The organism is Pseudomonas sp. G11 (assembly GCF_029457515.1).
GTDB lineage: Bacteria > Pseudomonadota > Gammaproteobacteria > Pseudomonadales > Pseudomonadaceae > Aquipseudomonas > Aquipseudomonas gorinensis.
Genome location: NZ_CP120377.1, coordinates 3,218,027 through 3,237,405, shown reverse-complemented (window position 1 = coordinate 3,237,405; position 19,379 = coordinate 3,218,027). Strand labels below are relative to the sequence as shown.

The following is a 19,379-nucleotide window of genomic DNA, read 5'->3' as shown; positions in this document are numbered from 1 at the left end:
TTTGCAACTACATTTAGTTACACGCAGGGAACGCCGTGTCCAAAAAAATGAAAAGCTGCTCGCCAAACTGCTCAATGAACACATGACATTCACCTGGCCCGAGCTCGTCACGCTGCTGCGTCGGCTTGGCTACACACAAATCGAGGGGGCGGGAAGCCGCGTCAAGTTCGACATCGGCGACCCCACGGCAATGATCACCTTGCACAAGCCTCACCCCGGCAACGAACTGAAACACTACATTCGTCGCCAGGTCATCGAACAATTGAGATCAGGAGACCTGATTCAGTGAACAACCAACTGAAATACAACGGTTACATCGGCTCTATCGAAGCCAGCCTCGAAGACAACTGCCTGTTCGGCAAAATCCTCTTCATCAAGGCGCTGGTCAGCTATGAAGGGAAAACCGTCGCCGAGTTGGACGCGGCCTTCCGCGAGGCCGTGGATGACTATCTCGCGACCTGCCAGACCCTGGGGCAAACCCCGGAGAAGCCATGCAAAGGCTCGTTCAATGTGCGGGTCGGCCATGACCTGCACCTGGCCGCGGCCCTGGCGGCAACCCGTAAGAAAGTCACGCTCAACGACCTGACGCGCCAGGCGTTGAACGAGTTCCTGCAACACCACGGCGCAGACCCGGCGATCGGTTGATCAGCCCAGTCGCCGATAACCCAGCACCGCCGCCCCCAACACCACGGCGCCCGCCGCCAGCGACACCCAGAAGCCGCTGGCCGCGCCAAACTGGTCGATCATCCAGCCGCAGCTGGCGGCGCCGATGGCCACGCCGATACTGAGGCCGGTGATCAGCCAGGTCATGCCTTCGGTGAGGCGGCTCGGCGGGACGATTTGTTCCACCAGGGCCATGGACACGATCAGCGTCGGGGCGAAGAACAGGCCGGAAACGAAGATCGCCACCGCCAACCCAGGGATGTTCGTCACCAACAGCAGTGGCAAGGTGGTCAACGCCGTGGCCACCCCGCAGCACAGAAACTGCCGGGGCAGCGGCGCCTTCAACTTGAGCGCGCCGAACGCCAACCCCGCCAGGCACGAACCGATGGCATACACCGACAGCACAATGCTCGCCGCTGCGGGTTGGCCCTGCTGCTGGGCAAAGGCGACACTGACCACATCCACCACGCCGACGATCACGCCCATGGCCAACAGCAGGATCATCAGGATCAGCACCGACGGTGAAGCGATCAGCCAGCGGCCATGATGGCCCTGGTGCTCATGCACCGGCGGTTCCGTTGCGCGTTGCAACACAAAGACGGTGACGCCCACTGCCAGCAGCAGCGCCGCCACCAAAGGCCCGGCTTCCGGGAACAGCACGACGCTCAGGCCGACGGAGATCGGTGGGCCGATGATAAAACACACCTCATCGAGCACCGACTCCAGGGCAAACGCGGTCTGCAGCTTGGGCTGGCCGCGGTACAGCGCGGTCCAGCGCGCCCGTACCATCGCCGACATATTGGGCATGCAACCGGCCAGGGCGGCGAACAGGAACAACGTCCAGCTGGGTGCCTGGAAACGCGTACACAGCAACAGCAGCAACAACGCCCCGCCACCGATCAGTGCAGCGATCGGCAGCACCCTGCCCTGGCTGTAGCGGTCGACCAGCCGTGACACCTGCGGCGCGCAGAATGCCGTAGCCAGGGCAAATATCGCCGCCACCGACCCGGCCAAGCCATAACCGCCGTGGACCTGCGAGAGCATGGTGATCAGGCCGATACCGGCCATGGACACGGGCATGCGTGCCAGCATCCCGGCAAGTACAAAAGCCCGGGCACCGGGCGCCTGGAACAATTCGGCGTAGGGGTTTGCCATCAATGCACTGTCTTCTTATAAGGAGGTGCGCAACCTTTTATCACACCAGCCGCTTGATCTGCTTGTGCCGCCACACCAACCGGAAGTACGTCGTCTGCAATGCCAGCATCGCCAGGTACGTCACGGGAAACGCCATCCACACCCCTTCCAGGCCGAAATGCGCGTTGAACAGATACGCCATTGGCAGTTCAACGCCCAGCACGCAGAAAATCGAGATCGCCACCGGCATCAGCACCACGCCGCTGGCACGCATGATCCCGCCGATCACCGCCTGGAAGCCGAACACCAGGATGCTCCACAGCATGATATGCAGCAGGTGTTCGGCGTTGATCCGTGCGGCGTCGTCCGTGATGAACAAGCCCAGCAACCAGTGGGATAACAGGTAGCCCAGCAGGATCAGGCCACCTGTCAGGCACAGGTTGATCAGCAACCCCGTACGCAGGATCGGCCCGATGCGTTCCAGTCGACCGGCACCAATCGCCTGGGCGCCCAGGATCGACGCGGTAATGGCAATCGACAGCGCCGGGAATTGCACATAGTTGACGATTTGGGTGACCGCGCCATAGGCCGCCGTGGCTTGTGAACCATGGCTGTTGACCAGGGCGAGGATGACCAATTCCGACAGCGACAGCACCACCATCTGCAAACCGGTAGGCAGTCCGATGCGTAGCACCTTGCCTAGAATCACCCGATCCAGACGCAAGGCCGCAAGCAGTTCACGATCCGGCGCCATCACATGGTTTTTATGACGCAGGCGCAGGATCAGAAACAGCATCGCCGACGCGTTACCCGCCAGCCCGGCATACACCGCACTCTGGATGCCCATCGGCGGCAAGCCAACCCAGCCGCGGATCAGCGCCGGGGTCAGCAGCAGGCCGACCAGGGTCGAGACCATCAGCGCCAACAACGGCGAAACCGTGTCGCTCACCCCGCGCAACAGTTGGGTGTAGAGGATAAACACCAGCAGCAGCGGCATGATCAGCATCATCATCTGGGCATAACCCACCGCGTCATCCAGCACATCGATGGGGGTGCCCAGTGCCTGCAAGGCCGGGCGCGCGAACAGGCTGCCGAGTACCGCCGCGATCAAGCCCACCAGCGCGCCGAGGGTCAAGGTGGCCCCGGTGATGGCCTTGACCATCCCGGTTTCCTGGGCGCCCCAAGCCTGGCCGATCAGCACCGAGGCCCCCGCGCCCAGGCCGATCACCAGCGCAATAAAGAAGAAGACGATGGGAAACATCCCCGACACCGCCGCCAACGCCTGGGTACCGAGCATTTGCCCGACATAGATGCCATTGAGCGTGCCGGAAAAACTCTGCAGGAAGTTGGACAGCACCATCGGTGCCAAAAATATCAGGTAGATCTGCCACAACGGCCGTTGTTGGGTGACTTCCATGGTAGTTCGAGTCCCTGGATTTATGATCAGGCAGTAAAAGCGTTGCGCGACAGCCAGGCCAGGTACGTCTGCACGTCTACCGGCCAGTGCGCGATCTGCTTGGAAAAGTCCGCCGCATCCTGGGCAAACAGCGCCCGCGCGGCATCCTCGAAACCCGGCAGGTCGCCGCCAATGGCGCTCATGAAGCGATAGCTGGCCTCCTTGGCATGGCGCATTTGATCACGGCAGGCATGGACATTGCGCGCTTCATCGACCAATCGGCGCAACGCAGCCGAAGCGCCGCCACGCTGCTGGCCCAGCCACGCCCAATGGCGAGGCAGCAAGGTGACTTCCCGCGCGACCACGCCCAGCTTTGGGCGCCCGACCGTGGGCACCGCGGGAGGCTCGTCATCGGTGTCTGTCGGTGCGGGTTGTTCCGGCGCATAACCTGCCGGCCAGGGGTAGTCGACCTGGGCGCCGGTGGCGTCGTCAAAGACCAGGAAACTGCCCGCCGACAGGCCAAGGTCAACCAGGGCGGCAGCCACCTGGGCATAGGAACCGGCCGCCACGCGTTGGTGACGAACAAAGGCGCTGCATTGGGGAGTGATGTGTGCAGGCATGACTTATTACCCGGATATTATTTATTTTACCCGGATCATATTAGCCCTAACGCTTCAACTTACAAGGCGATTCTCGTGAAACCTCCCGCCACTGAGCGCCGCCTGGGCTGTGTGGCGAGCGGGCTTGCCCCGCGTTGGGCTGCGCAGCAGCCCCAAATCCCGCACTGCATTTTGTCTGAAAAAACGCGGTGATCTTACTGGGGCTGCTGCGCAGCCCAACGCGGGGCAAGCCCGCTCGCCACACAGGCCCGCTTGCCACAGCAAGCCCGCTCGCCACAGGGAGATTGGTCAGGGTCAAGAGAGTGGTGTAGCTACCCATGCCACCATCGCCTGAGGCATGCGTACCGGACAACGCTCCTGGTCTAGTGACTGATCATCCAAGGCCGTGGCCCGGTCTGGGTCTTGAGGCCCAAGGGGTTGGCCTTGCTCGGCTCGACTTTTTTACCGGTGCCGCAGCAACTGCATCCGGCCGGATGGCGACGGTTCTCCCGGTATTCGCCGACGGTCTGCGGTGCGTGGGCACTGCGCTCGTTGCCGGCGATGGCCTTGCGTTGGTTGGCCGACAGCGTTTGCAGCGCCGGCGCCGACACCCTCAACGGCCCGCCAGGTCCTTCGCAGTACGGACACTGGCTGGGTTCGTTGCGCTGGGCCATCGGCCGCAGCAGCGTGAAAGTGCCACACGCCTCGCAGGCGTATTCGTAGGTCGGCATGGCTACAGGTCCGGGGCAATGGGCAGGTCGATGCTGCCGTCGAGGTATTTCGTCGGGCCGTTGGCGGTGGGGTTGATGTCGAACTCGAAGATCTCCGTGGGCAACCACAAGGTCGCGCAGGCATTCGGAATATCCACCACACCGCTGATATGCCCCTGCACCGGTGCCGAGCCGAGCAACGCATAACCCTGGGCCGGCGAATAGCCGAACTTGGTCAGGTAGTTGATCGCGTTCAAGCAGGCCTGGCGGTAGGCGATGTTGACGTCCAGGTAGTGCTGCTGGCCCTGCTCGTCCACCGAGATACCTTCGAAGATCAGGTAATTCTTGTAGTTCGGGGTGATCGGGCTCGGCTTGAACACCGGGTTCTTGATCCCGTACTTGGCCATGCCGCCCTTGATCAGCTCGACTTTCATATGCACCCAGCCGGCCATTTCGATAGCGCCGCAAAAGGTGATTTCACCGTCGCCCTGGCTGAAGTGCAGGTCGCCCACCGACAGCCCGGCGCCGTTGACATAGACCGGGAAGAAAATCTTCGAGCCACGGGACAAATCCTTGATATCGCAGTTGCCGCCATGCTCACGCGGTGGCACGGTGCGCGCGCCGGTCGCGGCCGCATCGTCACGGGCCTGGCCCTTGAGCTTGCCCATATGCGCCGTGGCGGCCAACGGTGCGTTGGCCAGCGGCGGCACGCGGGTGGGGTTGGTGTCGATCAGTTCCTGCTCGCGGCGGTTCCAGTCGGCAAGCATCACCGGGTCGGGCAGGCAGCCAATCAGGCCCGGGTGGATCAGGCCCGCGAAATTCACCCCTGGGATATGCCGTGAACTCGTGAACATGCCCTTGAAATCCCAGATGGCCTTTTGTGCGCTGGGAAAATGGTCAGTGAGGAACCCCCCCCCGTTCTGCCGCGAGAAAAAACCGTTGAAGCCCCACTGGGAGTCGGCCTTGGCGCCGATATCGAGCAAGTCCACCACCAGCAAGTCACCCGGCTCGGCGCCGTGCACCCCCACCGGGCCAGACAGGTAATGCACGGTGGACAGGTCCACATCGCGCACATCGCTGGCGTCGTCGTTGTTCTTGATCGCGCCGGCGGTCCAGTCGTAGGTTTCGAGGATGAAATCATCACCCGGCTTCACCCAGCACGCCATCGGGATATCCGGGTGCCAGCGGTTATGGATCTGCTCGTTCTCGGTGACGGGCTGGTTGAGGTCGACTTTGATCAGCGTTTCGGTCATGGACTGGCTCCTGGACGGATGACGGGATGCGTTCAATCCAGTCTCAGGGGGCCAGCGAAATCGGGAAATACGTTGGATGACGTATGGGCGCGGTCACCCGGTGCCTCAGATCGCCCGCGCCATATGCTCGGTAATCCGCCCGCGCAACCAGCGCTCTGCCGGGTCGTTGTCATGCACTCCGCTCCACACCATTGACAACTCCGCCGCGTCGATCGCAAACGGCGGGTCTTCGGCGCGCAACGCCGTGCCCTCGGTCAATGCACAGGCGGCGTAATCCGGCACCGTCGCAATAATCTGCGTACCCGCCAGCAGTGCACGCAGGCCGCTGAACTGCGGCACCGCCAGTACCACCCGGCGCGCGCGGCCGATGCGGGCCAGGTCCAGGTCGATATTGCCGCTCAAGTCACCCGAGAACGACACCATCGCATGGGGCCGTTCGCAATAGTCATCCAGGGTCAGAGGTTCTGTACCGGCATCGCCACGCAACACCTTGCAGGGGATATCCCGCAGCTTCTTGCGCTTGGCATTGGCCGGCAGATCCGTGGTGTAGCTGACCCCCACAGTGATTTCGCCACTGGCCAGCAACGACGACATCAACAGGTAATTGGCCCGGCGCACCACCACGATGATCCCCGGCGCCTCTTCGCGCAGTTGGCTGAGCAACGGCGGAAACAGGCCGAACTCAGCATCGTCGGACAGGCCGATGCGAAACACCGCGCAACTGGTGGACGGGTCGAAATCCTTGGCGCGGCTGACCGCGCTTGAAATGGTGTCCATGGCCGGTTGCAGCTCCTTGAGTATCGCCACCGCGCGTGGCGTGGGCTCCATGCCCCGCCCGTTGCGCAGCAGCAACGGGTCGTCGAACAGGTCGCGCAAACGGCCCAGGGCCGCGCTGACCGCCGGCTGGCCCATGAAGAGTTTTTCGGCGACCCGGGTCAGGTTCTTCTCGAACATCAGGGCCTCGAAAATCACCAGCAGGTTCATGTCGACGCGGCGCAGGTCGTTGCGGTTCATGGCGATATCCAAACGGTTGGCAAGCCACCAGATAAGCACGCAGGGCACGCTCTGGATTGCATGCCTGTGCTGTCTTTTCCGTGCCGGCACCTGGCGAAATTAACAACGATTAACTCGTCAGCCAGACGGTTCGGCCCCAAGAATGAAGCGGTCTAGACTGCATCCATTCACCGGGAACGCTCCCATCGACTGCGGAAATTCGTCATGGCCCGACTTGAGCACTGTGCTCCACGCTTATCCTCCATCGGTGGCCTCTGCCCCCGACGCGAGCGTATCGCCAAGCAACTGATCCTCGCCAACCTTGGCGAAAGCCTGGCAATCGCCGACCTCGCCCAAGCCTGCGCCTTGTCGCGCAGCCATTTTTCCCGCGCATTCAAGTGCACCACGGGGCTGTCGCCCCAGGAGTGGATACGCCAGCAGCGCATCCAGCGCGCCAAGGAACTGATCATCGGCTCCGCGCTGAGCCTGACGCAAATCAGCCTGGAATGTGGGTTCTGCGACCAGGCGCACTTCTGTCATATCTTCACCCGCAGCGAAGGGGTGAACCCGATGACCTGGCGAAATCACCAATTGCGCCGCAAGCAGGTGATTGCCGCCTAGTGATCCTTGCCGACGTGGAATATGCTCAGGCGATTGTCTTTTCAGGGCCTGCGCCAGCATGAATGACCTCAGCGACCAGGCCGTACATTTCGGCCCGTACCGCATTCACCCGCGCCAACGCCTGGTGCTGGAGGCCGGCCGCCCATTGCGTCTGGGACGGCGCGCGGTGGAGATTCTGCTGATCCTGCTGGAGCAGGCCGGCAATGTGGTGAGCAAGCAGGAACTGATCGCGCGGGTCTGGCCGAAAAGCGTGGTGGAAGACGGCAACCTGCGGGTGCATATGGCGGCGTTGCGCAAGGCGCTGGGCGATGGCCAGGCCGGGCAGCGCTATATCGTGACGGTAGCCCAGCGCGGCTACAGTTTTGTCGCCCCACTGAGCATCGAGCCGATGACCCTGCCCACCGACGGCCCTCCCCACAGCCAAGGCCACAACCTGCCGCTGCGGCGTACACGAATGATCGGCCGCCAGGCGCTGATCGACGCGCTGGTGCAGCAATTGCCGCAACAGCGTTTCATCACCCTGACCGGGGCCGGGGGGATCGGCAAGACCACCGTGGCGCTGCGGGTCGCGGAGCTGCTGATCGGGCACTACGCCGATGGCATTCGCCTGCTGGACCTGGCGCCCCTCAGTGCGCCGTCGATGATCCTGCCCAACCTCGCCGCCCTGCTCGACCTGACGCTTACCGAGCATGAGCCGCTGCTCGCCCTCGCGCGCAGCCTGCACGAACGTCAGTTGCTGCTGGTAATCGACAACTGCGAGCACCTGCTCGATGACATGGCCCTGATCTGCGAAACGTTGCTGCGCCATGCGCCCCACCTGCATATCCTCACCACCAGCCGCGAAGCCCTGCGCGCCGAGGGTGAGTATGTGCAACGCCTGGAGCCCCTGGCCTGCCCGCCCGCCACTGGCAACCGTGCCCAGGCCCTGGGCTACCCGGCCCTGCAACTGCTGATCGAACGGGCCATGTCCCATCAGGACAGTTTTGAACTGAGCGAAGCCGAACTGCCCCTGGCCATTGACATCTGCCAGCGCCTGGACGGCATTCCGCTGGCCATCGAGTTGGTAGCGGCGCAAATCGAACGCTTCGGCTTGCCACGCCTGCTGGTGCAAATGGAAGACAACTTCCGCCTGCTCACCCGTGGCCGGCGCAGTGCGCTGCCCCGCCAGCAAACCCTGCGCGCTACGCTGGACTGGAGCTTCGACCTGCTCACGCACTGCGAGCAGATTTGCTTGCGCCGCCTGGCGGTGTTTCGTGACGGGTTCAGCCTGGCCAGCGCGGCGGCAGTGATCGCCGGAGAGCCGATTGCCCCGGCCGAAGTGCTCGGTTCGATCAGCCAACTGGTGGCCAAGTCCCTGCTCAACGTGGAGCCCGGCGATGACGAGGTGGTGTACCGCCTGCTGGACATTACCCGCACCTATGCCCTGGAAAAACTCAGCCAGGCCGATGAACTCGACACCACCCGCGAGCGCCACGCCGCGCGCTGCCTGGTATTGATGGAGCAGGCGCGGGAGGACTGGGAGCGCACGGCGACCCAAGCCTGGATCGACCGCTACGCACCGCTACGCGAAGACGTCCGCGCCGCCCTCGATTGGGGCTTGGGCGACCAGGGCACGCAGCAGCTGGGCATTCGCCTGACGGTCAGCGCAATGCCGCTGTGGCAGGAATTATCCCTGCTGCGCGAGCACAGGTTCTATGTGGGCAAGGCGCTGGTATTGATGCAGCAGTCGAGCGCGCCCTGCACCCAGTTGATGATGCAACTGCAATTGGCCTTGGGCAGCCTGTCCTATCACGCCCTGGGTGGGGCGCCCCAGACGATCGCCGCCTTCGAGCAGGCCAGGCAGTTGGCCGAAGCGCGTCAGGACGTTGCGGGCCAATTGCGGGCCGTGTCCGGGCATATGGCGGTCAACCTGTGTGCCGGTCACTACCGCGAAGCCCTGGAACAGAGTGTGCAGTTCGATCGTCTCGACCCACGTACCGACCCGCTGCTGGACCTGAGTGCCCAGCGCCTGCGAGTACTGGCGCAGCATTTTGCAGGCAACCAGACACTGGCCCTGCACAATGCCGAACAGGTGATCCAGCGCATGGCCCACAGCGGCCATCTCAATCGGTTCACCCATGGCTTCGGCGTGCAATACGACCAGAGCGTCGCCTCACTGACCGTGCTTGCCCGCATCCAATGGCTGCGCGGGGCTCCCGAGCGCGCCTGGCGGACCGCCAGCCAGGCGCTGGAGCTGGCCCTGCAGATCAACCATGGCACCTCGATCTGCTACACCCTGGCCCTGGCCGGTGTGGTGATCGCCCGCTATAACGGCGATGGCGCGGCCGCACAGGCATTGCAGGCACTGCTGTTACAGCATGCCCAGCGCCATTCGGCCCAGCTGTTCCAGACCTGGGCGGCGCACTATGCCGACGGGCCAGGCCAAGGGGATTTGAACGGCCTCGGCCTGGTCAAGGACATCATGATTACACTGGGCGTTGCGACGGTGGACGAACCCGCGGTCGAGCGGGTGCGCAGCGGTGCCGCCGGCTGGTGCGCGCCGGAATTGCTGCGGGTGCGCGCGCAGGCGTTGCTGCACCAGGACGCGCCCGACGCCGCCGAGACCCTGCTGTTGGAAGCCCTGGGCCTGGCGCAACAACAAGGCGCCCTGGCCTGGGAGATGCGCACTGCGGAGTCGCTGGCGCGACTGTGGCAAAAACAAGGTCGCCGGCAGGCCGCTCGCGAACTGCTGGGTGGGGTTTACGCGCGATTCACCGAAGGTTTCGCCAGCCAGGACCTAATCCGCGCACGCAGCCTGCTCGACGAGTTGCAGGACCAACGGCCGGCCTGAAAACGGCCCCAGGTAATGCCCATAACCCTGCTGCAATCGCGCCACCTGCACCGGGTCGCGCAGTTGCATCAGCGCGTAGCTGCGCACGCTGTTAAGCAAGCGATAACGCTGCGCACCCGGACCGGGCTCGACCGTCAGCAACGAAGTGGCGACCAGACGCCCCAGCAGGTACGCCAGGTCGGCGTGTTCCAGCTCGGTACCCGCGACCAGCGTGACAAGGGTCGGCAAGGTCACCGCCACCTTGAACAAACCCAATTGCAGGAACAGCCAGCGCTCCGGCAGGCTCAGGCGCTGGTAGGTCCAGTCCAGGGCCGCGGCCATGGAGCGGTGCCGTTCAACCGCCGTGCGCCGGCCCCGGGTCAGCACCTGCAAGCCATTGCGCAATTGCGCCTGCACACCGTGTACCCCCAAGGCATCGACCTGGGCAGCCGCCAGTTCGAGGGCCAAGGGAATACCATCCAGACGCCGGCAGATATCACGCAGCGGTGCCAGGTCCTGGGGCCGCAGCGCAAAGCCCTGCTGACCGGCCCGAACCCGAGCGACAAACAGTTGCACGGCCGGGTACATCATTGCCTGCTCGACACTGGCCCAGGCGTACGGCATCGGCAATGCCAACCGGGGCACGCGTTGCCCCCATTCGCCGGGGACCTGCAGGGCTTCACGACTGCTCAACAACACCGTCACCCGAGGCGCCCGCTCAAGCAGCGTGCGCACCAGATGCCGACAGGCGGCGAGCAACAGGTCAGCGCCATCCAGCACCAGCAGCAATTGGTGTGAAGCCAACTGGCGCGCCAGTTCACGGGCGTTATTGCAGGCTTCAAGACCCAGCGTTCGGGTCACGTGGCGAAGCATTTCCATCGGCGCCTCGACCGTCGCCAGGTCCACCCACCATACGCCGTCGCCGTAGCGCGGCAGCACGCGCTCGGCCAGTGCCAGCGCCAAGGTGCTTTTGCCCACGCCGGCGCTTCCGGTCAACGTCATCAGGCGTTGCCCGGACAGGCGCCGCACCAGCACGCCCAGCAACTCATCGCGACCGATCACCGCGCTGAGCCGCACGGCCAGATTGTGCCTCGGGGTAGTCGCGGCCACGGTGCCCTGCCCCGGCGCCACGAAGCAATAACCGCGTTGGGGGTCGTTGAGGATATAGCGCTGGCCATCCAACGCCCGGCGCAAGGCCGCGATATGCACGCGCAGGTTGTTCTGCTCGACCACGCTGCACGGCCAGACCCGCGCGATCAGGGTGTCCTTGCTGACAAACTGCCCAGGGGTTTCCAGCAGCACCGCCAGGATATCCAGGGCCCGCCCGCCCAGCGGCACCGGCCAGCCAGACTTGCTGACCAGGCGTTGTTGTCGGTGAAACGTGTAGGGGCCGAAGCTCACCGAGTGCGGGTTGTTCATGTCCGTAACAGCGCTGAAACACCCGAGCTTGGGCGTCTGCGCCTCCTTTTCCATGGGCCTGGCGCTATCTTGCCAGCTACCCGTGACAGGACAATGCTGGCACAGGGAGCGTCACGGACATTCAGGTGCGCGAGACGGACATCCTGTCGTTAACTGAACTGTTGTCGGTATTGGGTGGGGTTGAGGCCGAGCTTTTCAGTGAACAGAAAACGCATATGCCGCACGCTGCCAAAACCGGCGTAGAAGGCCACGGTCTTGAGCGGCAGGTCGGTGGTTTCCAGCAAATGCCGCGCGCGGTCGATGCGCGCGCCTTGCAGGAAGGCCATGGGCGTCATCTGCACCTCCTTGGTAAACAGCCGCGCAAAATGCCGGGCACTCATGCCCGCCAGGGCCGCCATCGACTCGATGGTGTGTGGCTGATCCAGATGGGCCAGTACCTGGTTCTGCACACGGGTAATCGCGGTTTCAAGGGGCGACACGGCGGCGGTCATCGGGCTGAACTGAGCCTGGCCGCCCTGGCGCTTCATCACCACCAGCAGCACCTTGGCGACTTCCACTGCCACCTGTTTGCCATGGTCCTGGGCTACGACCGACAGCGCCAGGTCGATACCGGCCGTGACCCCACCCGACGTAATCAAGCGGCCGTCCTGCAGGTAGATGCGGTCAGTCTCGACGATGGCCTGGGGGAAGGCTTTGATCAAGCGGTCGGTGTAGTGCCAGTGGGTGGTCACCCGGTGGCCGTCGAGCAACCCCGCATGCCCCAGCACAAAGGCGCCGGTGCAGATCGAACCGAAACGCCGCGACCGAGGTGCAGCGGCCCGCAGCCAGGGCAGCAAGTCGGGATGGCATTCGTTATAGGCACCGGGGCCGCCGGGCACCAGCAACAGGTCGTAGGCATCGTGCGCCTGCTCCAGCAGCAGGTCGGGCTGGACGACGACGCCGTTGGACGCACGCAGCGGGCCCGGTTCGGTGCCCAGGGTAAGGATCTGGTAGTGCTGCGCCGGCGGCAGGTAGCGGTTGGCAATCGAAAACACTTCAAGCGGCCCGGCCATGTCGAGCAGGAGGAAGTCCGGAAACAGCGCCATGGCCACGGTTTTCATCACGAGAGACGTCCATCGGAAAAGAATGCGGCCGGCATTATGGCACGTCTTTTACTGTCAACCCACATGAGACAGTTATTCAGTTTTTAGCTTCTTAATGAATATTTCGGTAACCAGTAATCTTCTTCTCAACGCAAGCGCCCTGCATGTCGCAGCCCGCGCTCACTTGAGGACACCACCATGCTGACCCTTCGCAAAGCTTCGGAACGCGGCGCCGCCAATCACGGTTGGTTGAAGTCGTTCCACACCTTCTCGTTCGCCAACTACTGGAACCCCAAGGAACAGGGTTTCTCCGACCTGCTGGTGATCAATGACGACCGCGTCGCCGCCGGCAAAGGCTTCGGCCAGCACCCGCACCGCGACATGGAGATTTTCTCCTATGTGCTCGAAGGCGCCCTGGAGCACAAGGACACCCTGGGCACCGGCTCGGTGATCCGCCCCGGCGATGTGCAACTGATGAGCGCCGGCCGCGGCGTGGCCCATAGCGAGTTCAACCACAGCCAGACCCGTGGCGTGCACTTCCTGCAGATCTGGATCGTGCCGAACGTGGCCGGCGCCGAGCCGCGCTATCAGCAGGAACACTTCAGCGAAGCACAGAAACGTGGGCGCCTGCAGTTGATCATCTCGCCGGATGGCGCCAAGGGTTCGCTGCATGTACGCCAGGATGCGCGGGTGTATGCCGGGCTGTTCAACGGCGATGAAAGCGCCAGCCTGGACCTGGCGCCAAACCGCCACGTATACATCCATGTGGCCCGCGGCAGCGTGGAGATCAACGGCCAGCGCTTGCAGGAAGGCGACGGTGCCCGAGTACGTGACGAGCGCCAGATCCGCATAAGCCAGGGTGAGGATGCCGAGGTGCTGGTGTTTGACCTGCGCCCTCAAGAACGGCCGCAGATGCCATGACGGCCCCTTGATGGCCCGCCCATGCGGGCCATCGCCGGCGTCGATAGTCACCATCAGCCCAATGAAGTTCTCTTAAAAAATGCAACGCGTAACATCAAACCCATACCCGGCAACACCCCAACTAAAACACTTGGAGCACACCATCATGAAACGCCAACTCTTGCTTAGCCTCGCTTTCTCGGTACTCGCTGCAAACGCTTTTGCCCACCCAGTCGTCGCTGAAGGCGGCTCGGATCGCCTGAATGCCAACCGCGTCGCCGAAGGCGGGGCCGACCGCCTGAATGGCAACCGTGTCGCCGAAGGCGGGGCCGACCGCCTGAATGGCAACCGTGTCGCTGAGGGCGGTGCTGACCGTCTGCAAGAACGCGGCCTGGTCGAAGGCGGTGCTGATCGCCTGAATGGCAACCGTGTCGCTGAGGGCGGCGCTGATCGTCTGCAAGAACGTGGCCTGGTCGAAGGCGGTGCTGATCGCCTGAATGGCAACCGTGTCGCTGAAGGCGGTGCTGACCGTCTGCAAGCACGTGGCCTGGCCGAAGGTGGTGCGGATCGCCTGCACAGCAACAACGCCTGACCCCGCGCTGTTCGCGGGGCACCCCAAACCGGCCTGATCAGCCGGTTTTTTTCCGTCTGCATCAAACCAAGTCGCGGTCCACCCACAACACCGCCTTACCTATCTGTTGCCGCGCCTCGATGCGCGCATGCACCTGCTTTACCGTCTCCAGGCTGTAATGTCCCTCGATCTCTACCGTCAGCGATCCTTCCAACATCGCCGCAAAAACCGCATTGGCTCGCCGTTGCACGGTCGCGCCATCGGCCATGTGGTCAGCCAAGCGCGGCCGCGTCAAAAACAGTGAACCGGCCTCCCCCAGTTCAATCGGGTCCAGGTCCGTCAGCGAGCCCGAGACATTGCCGTAATTGACGATCAAGCCTCGTGTACGGCAAGCACGGAAACTCTCACGCAAGGTGGTTTTGCCCAGCGAGTCGAACACCACATCCACGCCCCGCCCCCCCGTTGCCTCGCGCACGCGCTCGGCGAATCGCCCTTCGTCATACGTCCAGGCCTGATGGGCACCGCGTTGCAGGGCAATCGCGCATTTTTCAGCGCTGCTACCGGTGGCAAATACCGTCGCGCCCAACCGCCGCGCCATCTGCACCAATAATTGGCCAATGCTGCCCGACGCCGCATGCACCAGGCAGGTACTGCCGGCGTGCAAGCGCGCCACATCGTCAATCAGGTAATGGGTGGTGCAGCCCTGGAACATCGCGGCTGCCGCCTGATCGAAGGTGATTGCGCTGGGAATCTGCGCGATTTTGTCCGCCGGCACAGCGGCGTATTCGGCATAAGCCCCCCAGGCGATGCACCAGGCGACCCGATCACCGACGTGCAAATGACTGACGCCGGCGCCTACGTCCACGACCACCCCGGCGCCTTCCATGCCCAAGGTGCAAGGCAGACGCACCGGGTACGTCGTCGATTGGGCGTACTTGCCCTGGCGCGTGTGGACATCCATGAAATTGATCCCGGCACAGGCCACCTTGACCAGCACATGGCCTGGCGTGACCTGGGGTATGGGAGCGTCATGGCGCAGCAGGGCAACCTCGGGTCCACCATAGGTTTGCAGGGTGATGGCTTTCATCGGGAACAACTCCGTTTGCACTGGGAAGCGGCCATGGTAAAAGGACCTTCTCAGTAGGAAAATTCCCCAAACCCTCCCAACCTCTGTGCGGAAATAACCCGATGTTCGATTGGCAGGACCTGTATTACTTCACCGTCTTGGCCCGCACCCAATCGCTGTCGGCCGCCGCCCGCGAGTTGCAGGTGGAACACGCTACCGTCGGGCGCCGGGTCGACGCCCTGGAAACAGCCCTCGGGGTGAAACTGGTCGACCGCCTGCCCCGCAGCCGACCACTCACTGCCCAGGGCCGGGCATTGGCTGAACTGGCGGCGGGCATGGGCGGGATGGCCACCGAAGTCATGCGCTTGTCACGGGTAGCGTCCATCGAACTGGCCGGCACGGTACGGGTCAGTTGCCCGCCGTCCATTGCCAACCATTGCATCGCGCCCCACGTGGCGCACTTGCGAGCCCAATACCCACAGCTGAACCTGGTGCTGATGCCCTCCACCCAACTGGCCGCGCTGGATAAGGGCGAAGCCGATATCGCCCTGCGCACCGTACGCCCCGACGAGGACGCGCTGGTGCGGCGCAAGGTCGGTGTGGTGCGCTTCGGGCTGTATGCCGCGCCAGTGTTCAAGCAATTGCCCGCCGCCCACTGGACGTTCATCGCCTACGACAGCAGCCGCGACCACCTGCCCCAGCAAGCGTGGATGCACCAACTGCGCGGCCAGCGCCCGATCGTATTTGCCGCCAGTGAGTTGATCACCCAACAAATGGCGGCCCGCTCCCAGGTGGGCGCGGTGGTATTGCCGACGCTGGTGGGTGATCACGACCCGCAACTGGCGCGCTTGCCCACCGCCAGCGACGGGCCGGTGCGCGATATCTGGTTGACGGTGTACCCGGACATGCGGCGCTCACCGTCGGTGAAAGTGGTGATGGAATTTTTGGTCGATTGCATTGAAGGCGAACCGCAGCTGCGCCGTTGATTCAGCCCAGGGTGCCGAGGAATTTATTGCGATACGCCGCCGGCGGCATCCCCACCCACGTTGGGGGGCGAAGCGGCCCTGAATCCTGCCACCGAGTGTTGTCTGAAATAACGCGGTGGGCTTATTGGGGCTGCTGCGCAGCCCAACGCGGGGCAAGCCCTAATGCCGTTCAGTTAAGGCTTTTTTGTAGGAGCGAGCTTGCTCGCGAAGAGCTCACAGGCGCCGCGTTCACTCAGGAAACACGCGTTATCGTTGACGTTTTTCGCGAGCAAGCTCGCTCCTACAGAAGGCGATGTACGCTTAACTGAACGGCATTAGGGCAAGCCCGCTCGCCACAGAAAGCGCGCTCAACAGAAATGGATCTGGCGGGATGGGGCCATGAGAGGCATGTGCATAAAAAATCTATTGTTTATATTAATGACTGGATTTTATGAAATAGCCCTATAACTACAGGGTTATGCCCGATGAGCAGCAAGTGGATAAAAGTGCCCTAAGCTCAGATCCAAAAATTATTTATCGAATGTTTTTTAGAACTTTATGCTTGGCACAATTTCGTTGAACATCGAGCGCGCCATGTCCATACGCCGTCCCCTCGCCGCTGTATTAGGGTTACTCGCTTTTGCCGTCGCCGTAAGCGCCGAAGCCCAGGAAACCCTGCGCATCGGTTACCAGAAATCCTCGACCTTGATCACCCTGCTGAAAACCCAAGGCACCCTGGAAAAGGCCCTCAAAGCCGAGCATATCGATGTGTCCTGGCACGAGTTCCCCAGTGGCCTGCCGTTGTTGGAAGCACTGAATGTCGGCAACGTGGACATCAGCGCCGACGTGGCCGACACCGTGCCGATCTTCGCCCAGGCGGCCCAGGCCAAGCTCACCTACTTCGCCCAGGAAGCGCCCTCGCCCAACGCCCAGGCGATCGTGGTGCACAAGGATTCGTCGATCCAGCAACTGGCGGACTTGAAAGGCAAGAAGGTCGCGGTCACCAAAGCCGCCGGCACGCACTACCTGTTGATTGCCGCGCTGGCCAAGGCCGACCTGGCGTTCTCGGACATCGAACCGGCCTACCTCTCGCCGGCCGATGGTCGCGCGGCGTTCGAGAACAACAAGGTGGATGCCTGGGTGACCTGGGAACCCTTCCTCACCAGCGTGCAGCGCCAGTTACCGACGCGCACCCTGGCCGATGGCGCAGGCCTGGCCAGCTACAAGCGTTACTACCTGACCGGCACGCCGTACGCCAAGGCCCATCCCGACGTGTTGAAAGTGGTGTATGAACAGTTGGAAAAAGCCGGCCAATGGATAAAGACCCACCCCCAGGACGCAGCGAAAGTGCTTGGGCCGTTGTGGGGCAACCTGGATGTGGCCACGGTGGAAGCGGCGAACGCGCACCGCAGTTATCAGGTGCAGCCGGTGACGGTGGATCAGTTGGGTGAGCAGCAGAAGATTGCCGATGCGTTCTTCAAGGCGGGGTTATTACCCAAGGCCGTGGATGCCACGGATGTGCAGACCTGGCGCCCTTGAGGCTTGCACAGGCCAAATGTGGGAGGGGCGGTGCGACGATTCGACTTGCCCCCGATGGCAGTGGGTCAGTGACAGATGAGCTGACTGATACACCGCCATCGGGGGCAAGCCCCCTCTCACACTTTTGATCCCTATACACCCCGTCAAATCGCGGCTGTTGCTCAAGGCCGTGGATGCCAAGTTAGAGAAGTGTGCGGGCCAGGGCGTTTTTCCACTCGGTGTAACGCCCTGCCATCGCCGGGTCATCCTGCGGTTCAAACCGCTCGCGCTGGCGCTCCAATGCACCCAGCGCCTCATCACTCGCCCAAATCCCCAGCGCCCTCCCCGCCAGGTGCGCTGCGCCCAGCGCCGAGACTTCCGGCGACAGGCTGCGCACCACCGGCCGTTGCAACAGGTTGGCCAGGAACTGCATCAGCCAACGGTTGCGCGTGGCGCCGCCATCCACCCACAGTTCCTTGAGCGGGCTGCCGATGTCTTGCTGCATGGCCTCGAACACATCGCGAATCTGATAGCCGATCGATTCCAGCGACGCGCGCAGGATATGCGCGCCGGACGTGGCTTCGGTCAACCCGCAGATCAGCCCACGGGCGTCGGCCTTCCAGTGCGGTGCGCCGAGACCGGAGAGCGCCGGCACAAAATACACGCCGCCGTTATCCGGCAGTTGCGCGGCCTGTTCGGTCAAGGCGTCCAGGGACTCCCCGGCCACCAACCGCGAAGCCCACTGCACGGCGGCGCCGGTATGGACGATATTGCCTTCCATGCCGAAGGTGGGCTGGCTGCCGTCGTGCCAAGCCAAGGTGGTCGACAAGCCATGGGTGGAGGCAATCGGGCCGCTCATGGGCGTCATCAAGGACGAACCGGTGCCGAGGGTGGCCTTGACCAGCCCCGGCGCAAAACCGCCCTGCCCGTACAGCGCCGCATGGGAGTCGCCGATCATCGACATCACCGGGATACCGGCGGGCAAGCTGCCCACGGCGACCGTTTCGGCGAAGAAACCGGCGCTCGGCTGGATCGGTGCCAAGGCCGCGGCCGGAATGGCGAACAGCTGCAAAAGCTCAGGATCCCAGGCACAGGTATGCAGGTTGAACAGTTGGGTACGCGCGGCGTTGGAATAGTCGGTGGCGAACACCTGGCCGCCGCTGAGTTTCCACAACAGCCAGCTGTCGACCGTGCCCAGGCAGATCTGCCCGGCAGCGGCGCGGGCGTGGCCATCCTCAAGGTGATCGAGAATCCAGCGAAATTTGCCCGCCGAGAACATCGGGTCCAATGCCAGCCCGGTCTTCTCCAGGATCAGTGCTTCATGGCCCTGCGCATGCAGCTGGGTGCACAACGCGGTGGAGCGTCGGCATTGCCAACTGATGCAAGGCGACAGCGGCTCGCCGCTACGACGATCCCACGCCACCACCGACTCACGCTGGTTGCTGATCGCCAGCGCAGTGATCGGACGATCCACCTGGGCCAGGCATTCTTCAATCGCCGCCAACGTGTTTTGCCAGATCAACAGGGGGTCCTGTTCGGAAAACCCGGCCTGGGGATGGCTGATGCTCAGTGGCCGCGAACCGCGCGCAATCACCTGGCCAAGTTCATTGACCAGCACCGCCTTGGCGTTGCTGGTGCCTTCATCCAGCGCCAGGATCAGCGGAGTGTTGTTGTTCATGG

General features: G+C 63.3%; 18 protein-coding genes. 8 read left to right on the top strand and 10 right to left on the bottom strand.

The window, feature by feature from the left end; translation table 11 throughout:
- The first annotated feature begins 82 nt into the window (after positions 1 to 82).
- On the top strand, positions 83 to 289 hold the full coding sequence (locus P2T68_RS15065) for a type II toxin-antitoxin system HicA family toxin (protein WP_168233502.1): 207 nt from the start codon (positions 83 to 85) through the stop codon (positions 287 to 289).
- Complete coding sequence (locus P2T68_RS15060) at positions 286 to 645, top strand: type II toxin-antitoxin system HicB family antitoxin (protein WP_024076057.1); 360 nt, start codon at positions 286 to 288, stop codon at positions 643 to 645. The genes P2T68_RS15065 and P2T68_RS15060 overlap by 4 nt, the downstream gene beginning before the upstream one ends.
- Here P2T68_RS15060 and P2T68_RS15055 read toward each other — a convergent pair whose 3' ends face one another.
- The 6 genes from P2T68_RS15055 to P2T68_RS15030 all read right to left on the bottom strand — a co-directional run bounded on the left by P2T68_RS15055 (position 646) and on the right by P2T68_RS15030 (position 6,769).
- Positions 646 to 1,818, bottom strand: coding sequence for an MFS transporter (locus P2T68_RS15055; RefSeq protein WP_024076058.1), 1,173 nt, complete (start codon positions 1,816 to 1,818; stop codon positions 646 to 648).
- 40 nt (positions 1,819 to 1,858) lie between these two features.
- Positions 1,859 to 3,214, bottom strand: a complete 1,356-nt coding sequence (locus P2T68_RS15050) for an MATE family efflux transporter (RefSeq protein WP_069076464.1) — start codon at positions 3,212 to 3,214, stop codon at positions 1,859 to 1,861.
- 26 nt (positions 3,215 to 3,240) lie between these two features.
- The gene (locus P2T68_RS15045) at positions 3,241 to 3,813 is read right to left on the bottom strand and encodes a DUF2239 family protein (protein WP_277379522.1); all 573 of its coding nucleotides are present in this window, start codon (positions 3,811 to 3,813) and stop codon (positions 3,241 to 3,243) included.
- Between the two features lie 362 nt (positions 3,814 to 4,175).
- Positions 4,176 to 4,523 (bottom strand): zinc ribbon domain-containing protein, encoded by a 348-nt coding sequence (locus P2T68_RS15040; RefSeq protein ID WP_024076061.1) that lies wholly within the window; start codon positions 4,521 to 4,523, stop codon positions 4,176 to 4,178.
- Positions 4,524 to 4,525: 2 nt separating this feature from the next.
- Entirely contained in the window at positions 4,526 to 5,755 is a 1,230-nt protein-coding gene (gene fmdA, locus P2T68_RS15035) for a formamidase (RefSeq protein ID WP_024076062.1), read from the bottom strand.
- Positions 5,756 to 5,860: 105 nt separating this feature from the next.
- Positions 5,861 to 6,769 carry a LysR family transcriptional regulator gene (locus P2T68_RS15030; protein WP_024076063.1) on the bottom strand — a complete coding sequence of 303 codons (909 nt, stop codon included), beginning with the start codon at positions 6,767 to 6,769 and terminating at the stop codon, positions 5,861 to 5,863.
- Between the two features lie 204 nt (positions 6,770 to 6,973).
- On the opposite strand from P2T68_RS15030, the gene P2T68_RS15025 reads away from it, so the two are divergent.
- On the top strand, positions 6,974 to 7,369 hold the full coding sequence (locus tag P2T68_RS15025; protein WP_024076064.1) for an AraC family transcriptional regulator: 396 nt from the start codon (positions 6,974 to 6,976) through the stop codon (positions 7,367 to 7,369).
- A gap of 58 nt (positions 7,370 to 7,427) precedes the next feature.
- Entirely contained in the window at positions 7,428 to 10,199 is a 2,772-nt protein-coding gene (locus P2T68_RS15020) for a winged helix-turn-helix domain-containing protein (RefSeq protein ID WP_277379521.1), read from the top strand.
- Here P2T68_RS15020 and P2T68_RS15015 read toward each other — a convergent pair.
- Together P2T68_RS15015 and P2T68_RS15010 are read right to left on the bottom strand one after the other, a co-directional pair.
- The gene (locus tag P2T68_RS15015) at positions 10,146 to 11,651 is read right to left on the bottom strand and encodes a winged helix-turn-helix domain-containing protein (RefSeq protein ID WP_277379520.1); all 1,506 of its coding nucleotides are present in this window, start codon (positions 11,649 to 11,651) and stop codon (positions 10,146 to 10,148) included. The two genes, P2T68_RS15020 and P2T68_RS15015, sit on opposite strands and share 54 nt — an antisense overlap.
- 95 nt (positions 11,652 to 11,746) lie before the next feature.
- Entirely contained in the window at positions 11,747 to 12,697 is a 951-nt protein-coding gene (locus tag P2T68_RS15010) for a GlxA family transcriptional regulator (protein WP_041160963.1), read from the bottom strand.
- A 180-nt stretch (positions 12,698 to 12,877) separates the two neighbouring features.
- Between P2T68_RS15010 and P2T68_RS15005 the strand changes: the two genes are divergently transcribed.
- Both P2T68_RS15005 and P2T68_RS15000 read left to right on the top strand, forming a co-directional pair.
- Entirely contained in the window at positions 12,878 to 13,600 is a 723-nt protein-coding gene (locus tag P2T68_RS15005) for a pirin family protein (protein WP_102625615.1), read from the top strand.
- A 145-nt stretch (positions 13,601 to 13,745) separates the two neighbouring features.
- On the top strand, positions 13,746 to 14,171 hold the full coding sequence (locus P2T68_RS15000) for a hypothetical protein (RefSeq protein ID WP_102650995.1): 426 nt from the start codon (positions 13,746 to 13,748) through the stop codon (positions 14,169 to 14,171).
- A gap of 61 nt (positions 14,172 to 14,232) precedes the next feature.
- Here P2T68_RS15000 and P2T68_RS14995 read toward each other — a convergent pair whose 3' ends face one another.
- Positions 14,233 to 15,237, bottom strand: a complete 1,005-nt coding sequence (locus P2T68_RS14995; protein WP_277379519.1) for a quinone oxidoreductase — start codon at positions 15,235 to 15,237, stop codon at positions 14,233 to 14,235.
- Between the two features lie 101 nt (positions 15,238 to 15,338).
- Here P2T68_RS14995 and P2T68_RS14990 point away from each other — a divergent pair, with 101 nt between their 5' ends.
- Together P2T68_RS14990 and P2T68_RS14985 are read left to right on the top strand one after the other, a co-directional pair.
- Entirely contained in the window at positions 15,339 to 16,202 is an 864-nt protein-coding gene (locus P2T68_RS14990; RefSeq protein ID WP_193689494.1) for a LysR family transcriptional regulator, read from the top strand.
- 573 nt (positions 16,203 to 16,775) lie between these two features.
- On the top strand, positions 16,776 to 17,720 hold the full coding sequence (locus tag P2T68_RS14985; RefSeq protein ID WP_041161243.1) for an aliphatic sulfonate ABC transporter substrate-binding protein: 945 nt from the start codon (positions 16,776 to 16,778) through the stop codon (positions 17,718 to 17,720).
- Positions 17,721 to 17,901: 181 nt separating this feature from the next.
- On the opposite strand, the gene P2T68_RS14980 is transcribed toward P2T68_RS14985, so the two are convergent.
- Entirely contained in the window at positions 17,902 to 19,377 is a 1,476-nt protein-coding gene (locus tag P2T68_RS14980; protein WP_069076471.1) for an FGGY-family carbohydrate kinase, read from the bottom strand.
- Positions 19,378 to 19,379: the final 2 nt, after the last annotated feature.